We start from the raw sequence: 14,191 nt of genomic DNA, 5'->3' as shown, positions 1-14,191 counted from the left end.
TTCGTTCATCTCATAAAAAAGTCCGATATTTGCAGCCATGATTGAGATAAGGACCATATTCGATATATTATGGAAAGGGTTCATTATCGGGGTAGTTGTGTCTGCTCCGTTGGGACCTGTAGGCGTGCTGTGCATCCAGCGTACGTTGAATAAAGGGCGTTGGTATGGTTTCATAACAGGTTTGGGAGCATCGTTAAGCGACATTGCATATGCCTTGTTAACAGGGTATGGAATGAGTTTCGTATTCGATTACGTCAATAAAAATATCTTTTATTTGCAGTTGTTCGGAAGTATCATGTTGTTAGCTTTTGGTATTTATACGTTCCGTAGTAATCCTGTCCAGTCTATTCGTCCCATCTCTACCAATAAAGGTTCTTATTTTCATAACTTTATTACTGCTTTTGCCGTTACGTTATCCAATCCGCTTATTATCTTCCTGTTTATCGGTCTCTTTGCTCGTTTTGCGTTTGTCAGTGAAGGAGTACTGGTATTTGAGGCGGTTACCGGATATCTGGCTATTGCGCTGGGAGCACTGGCGTGGTGGTTTGGCATCACTTTCTTTGTGAATAAAGTCCGTACGCAATTCAACCTGCGCGGCATCTGGATATTGAACCGTATAATCGGGGGCATTGTCATTGTTGTGTCTGTGTTCGGGTTGGTGTTTACGCTGATGGGCGAGTCACTTTACTGAGAAGAAACATAGAATCATGAAGATAGCGCAACAATTGAAAGCGAAAAATATCGCGGAATACCTTATATATATGTGGCAAGTAGAAGATCTGATACGTGCCAACGGATGTGATATCGATAAAATACGCGAAAACATAATCTCCCGTTATCCGGAAGAAGAGCATACGGCTTTGGAGGAATGGTACGGCAATCTGATTGAGATGATGCGTACCGAGGGAGTGAAAGAAAATGGTCACTTACAAATCAATCGTAATATTATAATTAACCTGACGGAGTTGCACGGCGAATTGCTGGCATCCCCGAAGTATCCTTATTATAGTGCAGCTTATTTCAAAGCATTGCCTTTCATCGTAGAACTTCGACAGAAAAGTGGAAAGAAAGACGAGCCGGAACTGGAAACGTGTTTCGAAGCCTTATATGGGGTTTTGTTGCTGCGTTTGCAGAAGAAAGAAATTACTACAGGAACTGCGAAAGCAATAGAAGCTATCAGCAGTTTCATTTCCCTGCTTGCCAACTATTATGAGAAAGAAAAGAAGGGTGAACTGGAAATTGAATAATAAGTGATGAACCGGAAAGTATCAATAATGTAATTTCAATCGTAAATCGTCAAATCGTACATATAAAGATGAGAATATTAGTAACCGGGGCCAACGGACAGCTTGGTAACGAAATGCAAGTCCTTGCAAAAGAGAATCCACAACACACGTGTTTTTTTACGGATGTACAAGAACTGGACATCTGCGACGAGCAGGCAGTGCAGAAATGTATTGCTGAGAATGGCATTGAAGTGGTTGTGAACTGTGCTGCCTATACGGCAGTTGATAAAGCGGAAGATAACGAAGAGTTGTGCCGCAAACTGAATCAGGAAGCTCCGGGCATACTGGCACGTGCTGCACAGGCCAATGGTGCTGCTATGATACAGGTTTCTACGGATTATGTCTTTGATGGAACAGCACATATACCTTATAAAGAAGATTGTCCGCCTTGTCCTAATTCGGTTTACGGTTTTACTAAGCTGGGTGGGGAGAAAGAAGTGATGCAGAATTGCGAGAAAGCAATGGTGATCCGTACCGCTTGGCTGTATTCTATCTATGGAAACAATTTTGTGAAAACGATGATCCGGTTGGGGCGTGAGCGTGAGTCTTTGGGTGTGGTTTTCGATCAGATTGGCACACCGACCTATGCAAATGACCTGGCACTGGCTATCTATGCAGCTATTAATCAGGGGATCGTTCCGGGTATTTACCATTTTAGCGATGAGGGCGTATGTTCCTGGTATGATTTTACGGTGGCTATTCATCGCATTGCCGGTATCACGACCTGTAAAGTAAACCCGCTGCATACGGATGAGTATCCGGCAAAGGCACCACGCCCGCATTATTCCGTATTGGATAAGACGAAAATAAAAAAGACTTTCGGCATTGAAGTTCCCCATTGGGAGAAGAGCCTTGTAGAATGCATTAAGAAGCTTGAAGTATGAATTCGAAGAAAAAGATAAATTATCCCTATATATCTGTAGGGGTCTGCTTAGGAGTGGCTTTAGGGCTTATAATAGATAAACTGGCTTTGGGCATCGCTTTGGGCATCGCCTTAGGTGTTGCACTCAATGCTAAGGCAATGAGTAAAAATAAAAATAACGATAACGACGAATGAACCAAGAAATTCAAAGAAGACGAACCTTTGCGATTATCGCGCATCCGGATGCCGGTAAAACGTCATTGACTGAAAAACTGTTGCTTTTTGGTGGACAGATTCAGGTAGCGGGTGCTGTAAAGAGCAATAAGATAAAGAAGACCGCTACATCCGACTGGATGGATATAGAGAAACAGCGTGGTATCTCTGTAACTACCTCCGTGATGGAGTTCGATTATAAAGATTATAAGATTAATATCCTCGATACTCCCGGTCACCAGGACTTTGCCGAAGATACATACCGCACGCTGACTGCTGTAGATAGCGTTATCATTGTTGTGGATGGTGCAAAAGGTGTGGAAACGCAGACGCGTAAGTTGATGGAGGTATGCCGTATGCGTAATACTCCGGTTATTATATTCATCAATAAAATGGACCGTGAGGCCAAAGACCCTTTCGATTTGCTGGATGAGCTGGAGGAAGAACTTGCCATTCATGTGCGTCCGTTGACGTGGCCTATCGAAAGTGGTATCCGCTTCAAGGGGGTTTATAACATCTATGAAAACAATCTGAATCTTTTCCAGCCTTCCAAGCAAGTGGTGACGGAAAAGGTGGAAGTAGATATCAATACCGAAGAGTTGGATAAGCAAATCGGTACACAACTGGCTGATAAACTGCGTGGTGAGTTGGAGTTGATAGATGGAGTATATTCTGAATTTGATAAGGAAGAATACCTGAAAGGGGAAGTGGCACCTGTATTCTTTGGCTCGGCCCTGAATAACTTCGGTGTGCAGGAGTTGCTGGATTGCTTTGTGGAGATAGCCCCAAGCCCTCGTCCGGTGCAGGCGGAAGAACGTGAAGTGGAGCCGGAAGAGCCTAAATTCACCGGCTTTGTCTTCAAGATTACAGCGAATATCGACCCGAATCATCGTTCTTGTATTGCATTCTGTAAGATTTGCTCAGGTAAATTTACGCGTAATGCTCCATATATGCATGTGCGTCATGGAAAGACGATGCGCTTTTCTTCGCCCACACAGTTCATGGCACAGCGTAAGACGACTGTTGATGAGGCTTGGGCAGGCGATATTATCGGTTTGCCGGATAACGGTACTTTTAAGATTGGTGATACACTGACGGAAGGGGAGATGCTTCATTTCCGTGGTCTGCCGAGCTTCTCACCGGAGATGTTCAAGTACATTGAGAATGCTGACCCGATGAAGCAGAAACAACTTGCCAAGGGTATCGACCAGTTGATGGACGAAGGTGTGGCGCAATTGTTTGTTAACCAGTTCAACGGGCGTAAGATTATCGGTACGGTAGGACAGTTGCAGTTCGAGGTTATCCAGTATCGCTTGGAGAATGAATACAGTGCGAAGTGTCGTTGGGAGCCGTTGAGCCTGTATAAGGCTTGCTGGATAGAGAGTGATAATCCGGAAGAACTGGAAGCTTTCAAGAAGCGTAAGTATCAGTATATGGCAAAGGATCGTGGGGGCAGGGATGTATTCCTGGCCGATAGCGGCTATGTGTTGCAGATGGCGCAGATGGACTTTAAAAATATAAAATTCCATTTTACAAGCGAGTTCTGATAGATGTTCAGAATTAGGAATTTCCGGATACAGGGATGCAAAGAATAGAAACTTTGTATCCCTGTATTCTTTTATATAAGGCTATGGAGATATATTATTAGATAATGTTTGGAGCAAAGAATGATACCGGAATGAGTAATATGAGGGGTATCTTTTCTTGATTTTCAAGTATGCGTTTTACTTGTTACATTTCAAATTCTTTGCAGAAATCATCTCCCAAACAAAAAAAATAGTAACTTTGGTTTCTGAGAACATAGTGGTATTTGTTTTAAAGTTATATTTGAATACTATAAAGTTGGTGCTTTTACCGCTATTCTTTTATTTATTAATATCAATCTTATATCGAACTCATGTTATTTGTTAAACATTTGCATGTGTAAGGTACATAATTGAATATATTATAAATTTGTTGTTTGTATAATAAATATTTTGCAAATATGAAATTTCTGTCTTTTCTTCTTTTTATTTTATTTATACCTTTATACTTCTTATCTGCCAATAATACTAATTTGGCTCGAATTAGTATTACAAATTTAAATATAAATTCAGGCTTAGCTAGCAATGATGTAACTTGTATACTGCAAGATGAACTCGGTTTTATGTGGTTTGGTACTACAAATGGCTTGTGTAGATATGACGGATATCAGTTAAAAACTTATCGTTCTGACTATTTATCTCCATCATTTTTTATTTCTAATCATATTTTGTCAATGAAAAGAGATAACAATGGAAGATTTTGGATAGTGACTTCTAAAGGAATTACTATTTTTGATCCGATGATTGGGCAGGTACTTCCGATATCGATAGATACTAGTAAGTGTGGCAAAATTAGCAGGCTTTTAATTACTCAACAGGGAGATATTCTTTTAGGTACTTCAAATGGTCTTTTTTTATGTAACAAATTAGATTATCAAGTGAATTTTTTAATAAAAGCAGATATATCCTCTTTATATGAAGATTCTAGAGGTTATATTTGGGTAGGGACTTGGAGAAATGGTTTTTTTACTTTGAACATGCAGACTATGGAAGTATTCAACTATGATACAATATGTCGAAATAAGGATTTAAGAATAACTGGCTTTGCGGAAGATAATAATCATCGAATGTGGGTATCAATGTGGAATAATCAGGGGATAATGCGTTTAGAAAATCCTTTTGATTCTCATTCTTCAGCATATAAGTTTTATTATTCTTCCTCAAAAGATGGAGCTTTACCCAGTGATGTAATACATGAACTGGTATATGATTCCCAATATGATGAATTGTGGGTAGCAACAGCAAGAGGGCTGGCCGTACTGTCAGAACCGGATTCTACTAATAGTTTTACAGTATATGATGCTGACGAACTTGGAGGATATGAAATATGGACTATTTATAATGATAGAAAAAACATATTATGGGCTTCTGCATCAGGAGGAGGAATCAATAAACTTGTAAAACGCAAAGTGCCTTTCGTACACAATGCTATATCTGTAGGTACAGCAGATAATACTATGGTTACAGCATTGTATGAAGATGAATCATCGATTATATGGATCGGAGCACGATTAGATATATTGTTGTTATGGGATAAGAAAACAGGAAAACAATATTCATATAAAGAGATAGATGCTTTAAGAAATATTGCTGGAAACGCAGTTCAGTCGATTACTAAACATCAAAAAACAGGAGATATATGGCTGGGTACCCGTTATGACGGAATCTATATAGTTAAACGGAATGGAACGAAACCTGTATCACTAATTAGACTACGAGATGAATATCCTGATTTAATAACTATAAACACCATGGTACAAGATACTATTGGTAACATGTGGATTGCTACAGAGCAGGGACTTTTTATCGGAGAATCTATAAGTGAACAAGAATATGTGATAAAACCTGTGGCTGTATTAAATAATATAATTAGTAATAAATCTATCCATACGGTGTTGTGTGATAAAGCTGGAATATGGATTGGCACTAAAGATTATGGTGCTTTTTACTTGTCTCTTGATGGAAAATTGACAGACTATAATCTGGCGAATGGAAAATTGAATTATGATAATGTGCTTTGTTTCTATCAAGATTCGAATGAGCAACTATGGATTGGTACACAAGGTGGAGGATTAAGTAAGTATAGTAAAGTGAATGATCATTTTGAAATGTTGGAAAACATTCAAATGTTTTCCAATAATATCATTTATTCTATTGTAGAAGATAAAGATCGTAATTTGTGGATGGCTACCGGAAAAGGGTTGATATGCATGAGTCTAGTACAGGAAAATCATGCTAAACTTTATACACAAAGCGAAGGCCTGGTAAATACCCAGTTTATAAAATCTACATCACTGAGGTTATCTAATTCTGAAATATTATTTGGTGGAACCAATGGAATTGATTGTTATATCCCTAGTCAGAATGTGATAGATTCTGTTATTCCTAAAACTGCTATTGTGGATGTTTCCATAATGAATGTACCGTTACAAGAGTTGGTTGATAAAGGACAGGTGGGTGAGACGTTTTTACCACCTTATACAAAAGAGCTTTTATTGGCATACAATCAGAATAATGTTCAGATGAGCTTCAGTTGTCTCTCCTATACCAATCCGCAGGCGAATCGTTATGCATATCGCATGAAAGGGGTGAATAAGAATTGGATTTATGTGGATGCCAATAATCGGCATATATCCTATAATAATTTGGATACGGGAGAATATGTATTTCAGGTTAGAGCATGTAATGAAAATAGTGTATGGTCGCAGCCTGTAGAGATGAAACTGACGATTATGCCACCGCCTTGGTTGACTTGGCAGGCTTATGTAATTTATACTTTGCTAATTGGTATAATAACATATATGGCTTTTCGTATCATAAGAAAACGTATTCGGTTACAAAATGCTTTGAAGATAGAACAAATCGAGCATAAGAAATCCGAAGAAGTAAATCAGGCTAAGTTGACTTTCTTTACTAATATTTCGCATGAGCTATTTACCCCTCTTAGTGTGCTGCAATGTTCGATTGACAGTCTGAAACAGGATGGAAAGGCTGATGGGCAAACTTTGAATATTATGAGGCTGAATCTGAAACGCCTTCAGCGACTTTTGCAGCAAATACTGGAGTTTCGTAAGGTTGAAAGCGGTAATTTGAAATTGAAAGTTAGCTATAACAATATAGTGGCATTTGTGAAAGAACTATGTGAAGAAAATTTTTATCCTTTGCTGCAATCAAAGAATATCACATTGAACTTTCAGGCGGAACAAGATGTCATAATGGCTTATTTCGATGTGGACAAGTTGGACAAGATTATCTATAATCTGCTCTCTAATGCTTTGAAATATAATTATCAGAATGGAATGGTTCTGGTTTCTTTGTCACAGATGATTCAGGATAACAAAAACTATTTTATTCTTAAAGTAGAAAATACGGGAGATGGAATTCCTGAAAATAAGATACCTTTACTATTTAAACGTTTTTATGAAGGAGACTACCGTAAGTTTAAGACGAAAGGCACAGGTCTTGGACTTTCATTAACTAAAGACTTGGTGGAATTGCATCATGGAACGATTTCTGTACAAAGTATACTTAATGAAACTACAGTATTTACAGTGATGATTCCTTCTGATAAACAGAGCTATACAACAGAGCAAATTGATGAGGAATCTGAAGAAATGAAAAATGAAAATTTGAAAAAGGAACTCGAACCGATTATTGAAGAAGCTGTAATTATTGAAGAAACGAATAATGAACGTGCACATTTGCTTTTAGTAGAAGATGATATGGATTTGCTGGCTGTAATGACGAAAGTGTTAAGTAAACAGTTTAATGTGAGTACAGCTGTCAATGGAAAGATAGCAATTGATATACTACAAGAGGAACAGAATATTGATGCTGTCATAACTGACTATATGATGCCAGAAATGAATGGTGTTGAATTGTGCCGAATAATAAGAAATGACACTGCGTTGAATCATTTACCTATTGTAATGCTCACTGCCAAAACCCAGACTGAATATCATTTGGAAGGATATGATGCTGGGGCTGATGTATATATAACTAAGCCTGTAGAGATGGTGTTATTGACTGCTCAAATCCAAGTGTTAATAACGAATCGTAAATTGCTGATCCAGCAATTCCGTCAACAAGATAATTTAGATATATGTGATTTGGATTTGTCTGTGTTTGACCGAGATTTTTTGGATAAAGCAATTGCAGCCATTGAACAACAAATGGATAATAGTGAGTTTTCTAATGAAATTTTTTCCGAAATGATGAATATGAGCCAATCTACATTATATCGAAAATTGAAATCGCTTACAGGTATGTCTCTCAATGAATTTATTCGTGATGTTAGAATTAAAAAAGCTTGCATGCTCTTACGGCATTCAGATTTGCGAATAGCAGAGATCGCTTATATGGTTGGTTTTACAGATCCTAAATATTTTAGAGAAATTTTTAAGAAAAAGAAAGGAATGACCCCAAAAGAATATCAGGAGTCATTAAAACAAGGCAATTGACGGGATTTTCTCCTCTTTTTGCCTTAATCTTCCCCTGTGTATGAATAGCAGATGGACTACTTTTGAGCCATAATTGTTATTCGCATTTATTATGAATACACACACTTTAATAGAAAGCTTCTTCTATGTATTTTATATTGGTTTTATTGCTATTATTTCTTTTTTGAATGGTAGTAAGGAGGATGTAACAGGATTGTTTATTGGCAATGCTTTTGAAACCACGTTCTTTGGGAATGAGGACGAAAGAGAAATAACTCTATATCATATTAATTGTGGCGGTTACCCTGTTTTAGACAGAGTAAAGCATTACTATGCTCCTCAAATATTAATCGTCTGGTTGCGTAGATGGCGTCCTGTACGATCGGTTATCTGGAATGAACGGGATAATAAGGTTCATGTAATGACATATATGAAACTGTGTAAAATGATAAACAACGTTACCGGGTAGGATGAAAATCCATAAAGAGCATACTGAAAGCCGTTTTTGACTCTTTTTCCCCCGCTGAATGACTTGATTCTCCCTCCCTTCTACATATATAATGCACTATTTTTGCTTTAGAAAAACGTAGATGATTAACTTTAATTTAAAGAATGAAATCACAATATGGATATTATGAATAGACTATTATTTGCATCTGGTACGTTGAAAAACGATTTGGAATGTTACGGCCAGGATCGGATTAGAACTCCGACTATCGATACATGGGGTAGCACAGAGCATGAATTCATTTACCATTATTTCTGTTCTATGGTCAGTGTACTTTTCTGTTATGTACCTTTATGGATAAGTATCCGGATATTTTATATAGGAGAGGATTAGGTATATAAGACAGAGAATGGGCGATGAAGAAATTGTTATATGTGAAATGATTACTTACGAAAATAATGTAGGAAGTAAGAATGACCGATGAGAGCTGGAAGCTCGCCTTTGAGAAATAATCTTTTAGAATCATTTCTTCTTCATGAGAAGAATTATATAACTTAATATTAAGATAATTTTATGAAAAACTACAATCTGAAATCCTTAAATGCTTTTACAAAGTTTAAGTGTACATCCAAGTTATTAGGATGTACGTGGGTTCTCTTGGGATTAATATCTACAAGCACTCAAGTGTACGCTTCTGATTTTAATTCCAGTATAAGTACTTATGGCGTCAGCCAATCTAAAGTAACAATAAAAGGAGTGGTGGTGGATGAACGGAACGAGCCAATTGTCGGTGCCAACATTATGGAAAAAGGAACAAGTAATGGTACAATATCTGATATTGAAGGAGCTTTTACTCTTACTGTAAGTTCTGATGCAATTCTGAAGATTACTTTTATAGGATATGTTGATAAGCAATTATCAATTAAAGGAAAAACAAATTTTCGTGTAGTGCTTTCCGAAAACACCAATGCTTTAGATGAAATTGTAGTGGTGGGCTATGGAACAGCAAGAAAACAGGATTTGACAAGCGCTATTTCATCGGTTAAGAGTGAAGATATTGACAAGTTCTTTAGTGGAAACGTTCAATCCTCTTTGCAAGGACAAGTAGCAGGTGTTACAGTCGTGAATTCGTCGGGTGCTCCTGGCAGTAATCCAAGTGTGACTATTCGTGGTATATCAAATTTTGGAGATAACAGACCATTATATGTGGTTGATGGCATTCCAATGGGAACAGATATTAGATACTTGGATCCAAATGACATAGAAAGTATGGAAGTACTTAAAGATGCTTCTGCCACTGCCATTTATGGTACTCAGGCTTCGAATGGTGTTATTCTGATCACTACTAAAAAAGGTAAAGCAGGTAAAGTTAATTTTCAGTTTGATGCATCGTTTGGCTTTCAAACTATTGGTTCTCCTAATATGGCCGATGGTCTGGAATATGCTAAAGTGTTGAATGAAAAAGCTAGAAATGACAACGGATCGGATGCAGCTTTGCCATTCCCCGACTTAAATGATGTACATACCACGAATTGGTGGAGAGAAGTTATGAACAAAGTTGCTCCACAACAGAAATACAATCTATCATTCAATGGTGGTTCTGATAAGATTGTTTATTCTGCTTCTCTGGGGTATTATCGTCAGGATTCTCAGATGGACAAAGGCTATTGGGAGAAAATATCATCTCGTTTTAATTTAGATTTTAATTTTAATAAATACGTCAGTTTTACACAAAATCTGAATGTTAGTTTTGAAGGACAGGAAGATACTCCGGGAGTCGTTGGTAATATCCTTAAGATGGACCCGACTACTCCAGTTTTTATTCCAGAAGAAGAACGTGTAAATGATGGAGTTAACGATCGTTCCAAACCGCTCAATTGGTATCATCGTTCCATACATAACCAAGCTCATAACCCGGTAGGTGCTGTGGCACGTGCAGGTAATGATTCTTACTCCAGCTATCGTTTCATAAGTAACTCCACACTAACAGTGAAACCGATAGCAGGATTGACTCTTCGTTCGCAATTAGGATTGGGATTTAGATTTAATGAAAAGGATATATTTAGCCCTACTTTTTTTATTGATAATTTGGAAAGAAATGAAAGATCCAAGATAGAACGCAGACACAACAACAGTTCTAATTGGTCGTGGAACAACACAGCTACGTATGAAAAGAAAATCCAAAAGCATTCGTTTACTCTCATGGCTGGTATGACCATGGAGAAATATAGAAGTAGAACATTGCAAGGATCCAGAAATGATTTGCCTGGAGAATTTGAGTCTTTGAGACAAATTGATGCTGCTACGGGAGAAATGACTTTAACTGGTAATACAAGTATCAATACTCTTCTTTCATATTTGTTCCGTGTGAATTACAACTATGACAATCGTTACTATTTAACTATGACAGGACGATACGATGGCTCATCCAAATTTATGGATAAGAACAAATGGGCTTTTTTCCCCTCTGTTTCTGCTGCATGGAGAATAAGTGGTGAAGGCTTCCTAAAAGATTCTGAAATCGTTAATGATCTTAAGTTACGTGTTGGATGGGGGCAGATTGGTAATCAAAATATTGACAACGGTGCTTATCTTGACATCTTGAGCGGTAGCTATTATCCTTTTGGATCGGATAAAGATTTGCAGATTGCTTATCTTCCCGGTGGCGTGAAGAATCCTGATGTGAAATGGGAAACAGTAAAGGATGCCAATGTCGGTGTTGATGCTTCTTTCTTTAGGAACAGATTCTCTGTTTCTGCTGACTATTACGTGCGCAAAACAGAAGATATGTTGATGCAGTGTGCTAATCCATGGTATAGTGGCTATCCCGGAAAGATCTGGACTAATGTCGGATGCATTCAAGTGAACGGTTGGGAAGTTTCTGCAACTTATATGGAAAAGTTCAAGGATTGGAGTATGAAAATTGGATTGACAGCTTCGCACTCTAAAAACAAAGCTAAGACCTTAGCTGATGGTGAGGCTTTGTGGGGTGGTAGTTTCGATGGAGGTGGAAATGTTACCCGTACCGTTGAGGGCGGAATTATCGGTGAATACTATGGCTATATTGTAGACGGAATTTTCCAAAATCAAGACGAAATAGACAATTATGCAAAGGATGGAGTACCTATTCAGGGTAACGCCCGACCTGGTGACTTGAAGTTTAGAGATTTGGATAATAGTGGTACTATTGATGACAAAGATAGAACGGCGATTGGCAATCCTTATCCCGATTTGAATCTTGGCTTAAATATTAACTTAACTTATAAAGATTTTGATTTCTCTACTTCCTTTTACGCATCGTTGGGTGGCGATAATTTCTGCAATACGAAGTTTAGACATACTACGGCTAAAAACGACTTCAATGTATTCAAAGGAGTGTATAATTCTGTATGGCGTGAAGGTAATGAACGAAATGCTACTATGCCTAGATTGTCGGGTGTAGACTTGAATGGAAATCTTAGCAAGGTGTCTACTTACTTTGTTGAAGATGCATCATTCTTGCGTTGTAGGAGCATGCAGTTGGGATATACAATTCCCAAGAAATTTTGGGGCATGTCAAAGCTCCGTGTGTATGCTTCTGTAGAGAATTTGTTTGTTATAACGGGCTATTCCGGACAAGATCCTGAAGTTGGAGGTAGTACATTGAGCGCTGGTATTGATAATGGATTGTATCCTCAACCTCGTACCTATATATTTGGATTAAAAATGTCATTTTAAGTTGTATTTAAAAGAATATTATCATGAAAAAAATTGCAAACTTATATCTTTTGATCATTTTATTATTGGGAGGAACTTCTTGCGAAGGGTTTCTCGATCAGCCAGTTTATGGATCGTTGGATGCTGACTCGTTCTACAAAACCGAGCAAGAATGTATTTATGGACTGAATGGATGCTATCGCTCTTTGATGCCTATTGAATGGGGACAAATCTGTATACTCAGAGTTATGTCTGACATGGCTACTGATGATTGTTGGGCTGGAAATACTACTCAAAATGGAGAGAAATATCTGGAGATAGCTCATTACCTGTTCAAGGGAAAGGCTAACAATGAACATGTGGGTAATTTCTATGCAAGAAACTTCAAAACAATCTATAATTGCAATTTGATAATTAAAAAGATTACCGAAGCTCCTTTTGATAATCAGGAGGCCAAAGATGAAATGATTGCTGAAGCTAAATTTTTGCGTGCTGTTGCTTACTTTGAATTAGTGAAAAACTTTGGCGGAGTACCTTTAACGAGTGAACCTTTGACTCCTATTGAACTGCATTTGTCAAGATCATCGGTAGCGGATACATATGATTTTATTAAGAAAGACTTGATGGAAGCTCGCAAAGTATTGCCGGTAGTTGCAAAAGAAGCAGGAAGAGCCACCTGGGGAGCTGCTACAGCATATTTGGCAAAAGCTAATTTATATACGGAAGATTGGGATCTAGCAGAACAATATGCCTTTGAAGTTATCGATTCTGGTCAATATGACTTGGAAGATGATTTTTCCGATGTATGGAATGTTGATAATAGTAATGGTAAAGAAGCTGTATTTCAAATACAATATAGTAACAATAGCACTTTTGGACAATATGGTTCATATTATACAACGATCATGGGTTGCCGTGATGATAATGGATGGTCATGGGGATTACCTACTTCTGATTTAGAAAAAGCATATAAAGATGAAGGAGATGATATACGCTTGAAAAATACCATTATGGTGCATAACCAAGATGTATATGGTGATCCTGATGCTTTAAAATATAAAATCACCCCTGCGAAACATAAATCCGCACGCGTGTGCCGTAAGTACTACATACCCAAAGCTAAAAGAACAATTCCTTATAATCAACCAAGGCATCCTTTGAATTACCATATGATGCGTTTTGCAGATGTGTTATTGATTCATGCCGAAGCTGCTTATCATAACAATAATGAGTCTGGTGCGTTGGGGTCTCTGAAGCGTGTACGTGATCGTGTTGGTTTAACTACAGACATGGCACTGACCGGTGATGATTTAAAATATGCCATTTACAAAGAACGCAGATTAGAATTTGCTTGTGAAGGGCAACGCTTGTACGACCTTCGCAGATGGAAGAATCCTAATGATGAAAGTAAGTCTATGCTATCTTATATCATGGGGCCGACCGGAACATTTGTAGTTCGTAACATGAATGAAAGTACGGCTGATAAATGGGAATGGGATAACAAAAAGGAAGCTCAAAATAAGGGTTATTATTTTGAAGAAGGTGTTCACAATTTGTTCCCAATTCCTCAAACAGAAATAGACCTTTCCGGTGGTCTGATTGAGCAAAACCCGATGTAGATGTATATATCATTGTGTTTGCTTAAAAAACAATAAATATAGATT

10 protein-coding genes are annotated in these 14,191 nt (G+C 37.8%); all 10 read left to right on the top strand.

Annotated features, from left to right (window positions below; translation table 11 throughout):
- Positions 1 to 37: 37 nt before the first annotated feature.
- Positions 38 to 691: a LysE family translocator gene (locus DW036_RS08250; protein ID WP_118462925.1), complete on the top strand. Its 654-nt coding sequence runs from the start codon at positions 38 to 40 to the stop codon at positions 689 to 691.
- Positions 692 to 707: 16 nt separating this feature from the next.
- Positions 708 to 1,247: a DUF4924 family protein gene (locus DW036_RS08245; protein WP_118462922.1), complete on the top strand. Its 540-nt coding sequence runs from the start codon at positions 708 to 710 to the stop codon at positions 1,245 to 1,247.
- Between the two features lie 68 nt (positions 1,248 to 1,315).
- Complete coding sequence (rfbD, locus tag DW036_RS08240; RefSeq protein WP_118462919.1) at positions 1,316 to 2,170, top strand: dTDP-4-dehydrorhamnose reductase; 855 nt, start codon at positions 1,316 to 1,318, stop codon at positions 2,168 to 2,170.
- A complete protein-coding gene (locus tag DW036_RS08235; RefSeq protein WP_118462916.1) occupies positions 2,167 to 2,343 on the top strand; it encodes a glycine zipper family protein in 177 nt (58 codons plus the stop codon). Before rfbD ends, DW036_RS08235 begins: the two co-directional genes overlap by 4 nt.
- Entirely contained in the window at positions 2,340 to 3,908 is a 1,569-nt protein-coding gene (locus tag DW036_RS08230; protein ID WP_118462913.1) for a peptide chain release factor 3, read from the top strand. The genes DW036_RS08235 and DW036_RS08230 overlap by 4 nt, the downstream gene beginning before the upstream one ends.
- Before the next feature lie 437 nt (positions 3,909 to 4,345).
- Positions 4,346 to 8,404, top strand: coding sequence for a hybrid sensor histidine kinase/response regulator transcription factor (locus DW036_RS08225; RefSeq protein WP_118462910.1), 4,059 nt, complete (start codon positions 4,346 to 4,348; stop codon positions 8,402 to 8,404).
- Between the two features lie 91 nt (positions 8,405 to 8,495).
- The gene (locus DW036_RS08220) at positions 8,496 to 8,852 is read left to right on the top strand and encodes a hypothetical protein (protein WP_147401445.1); all 357 of its coding nucleotides are present in this window, start codon (positions 8,496 to 8,498) and stop codon (positions 8,850 to 8,852) included.
- 165 nt (positions 8,853 to 9,017) lie between these two features.
- Positions 9,018 to 9,224: a hypothetical protein gene (locus tag DW036_RS08215; RefSeq protein WP_187374569.1), complete on the top strand. Its 207-nt coding sequence runs from the start codon at positions 9,018 to 9,020 to the stop codon at positions 9,222 to 9,224.
- A gap of 180 nt (positions 9,225 to 9,404) precedes the next feature.
- The gene (locus DW036_RS08210; protein WP_118462902.1) at positions 9,405 to 12,548 is read left to right on the top strand and encodes a TonB-dependent receptor; all 3,144 of its coding nucleotides are present in this window, start codon (positions 9,405 to 9,407) and stop codon (positions 12,546 to 12,548) included.
- Positions 12,549 to 12,571: 23 nt separating this feature from the next.
- Complete coding sequence (locus tag DW036_RS08205; protein WP_118462899.1) at positions 12,572 to 14,146, top strand: RagB/SusD family nutrient uptake outer membrane protein; 1,575 nt, start codon at positions 12,572 to 12,574, stop codon at positions 14,144 to 14,146.
- Positions 14,147 to 14,191 lie beyond the last annotated feature (45 nt).

Source organism: Bacteroides sp. AF39-11AC, from assembly GCF_003474285.1.
Classification (GTDB): domain Bacteria; phylum Bacteroidota; class Bacteroidia; order Bacteroidales; family Bacteroidaceae; genus Bacteroides.
This window is presented reverse-complemented; position numbering and strand designations above follow the sequence as displayed.

What these genes read in the sequence shown, in the direction of transcription:
- DW036_RS08250 (WP_118462925.1), top strand. Translation starts at nt 38, where the DNA reads ATGATTGAGATAAGGACCATATTCGATATATTATGGAAAGGGTTCATT.
- DW036_RS08245 (WP_118462922.1), top strand. Translation starts at nt 708, where the DNA reads ATGAAGATAGCGCAACAATTGAAAGCGAAAAATATCGCGGAATACCTT.
- rfbD (WP_118462919.1), top strand. Translation starts at nt 1,316, where the DNA reads ATGAGAATATTAGTAACCGGGGCCAACGGACAGCTTGGTAACGAAATG.
- DW036_RS08235 (WP_118462916.1), top strand. Translation starts at nt 2,167, where the DNA reads ATGAATTCGAAGAAAAAGATAAATTATCCCTATATATCTGTAGGGGTC.
- DW036_RS08230 (WP_118462913.1), top strand. Translation starts at nt 2,340, where the DNA reads ATGAACCAAGAAATTCAAAGAAGACGAACCTTTGCGATTATCGCGCAT.
- DW036_RS08225 (WP_118462910.1), top strand. Translation starts at nt 4,346, where the DNA reads ATGAAATTTCTGTCTTTTCTTCTTTTTATTTTATTTATACCTTTATAC.
- DW036_RS08220 (WP_147401445.1), top strand. Translation starts at nt 8,496, where the DNA reads ATGAATACACACACTTTAATAGAAAGCTTCTTCTATGTATTTTATATT.
- DW036_RS08215 (WP_187374569.1), top strand. Translation starts at nt 9,018, where the DNA reads ATGAATAGACTATTATTTGCATCTGGTACGTTGAAAAACGATTTGGAA.
- DW036_RS08210 (WP_118462902.1), top strand. Translation starts at nt 9,405, where the DNA reads ATGAAAAACTACAATCTGAAATCCTTAAATGCTTTTACAAAGTTTAAG.
- DW036_RS08205 (WP_118462899.1), top strand. Translation starts at nt 12,572, where the DNA reads ATGAAAAAAATTGCAAACTTATATCTTTTGATCATTTTATTATTGGGA.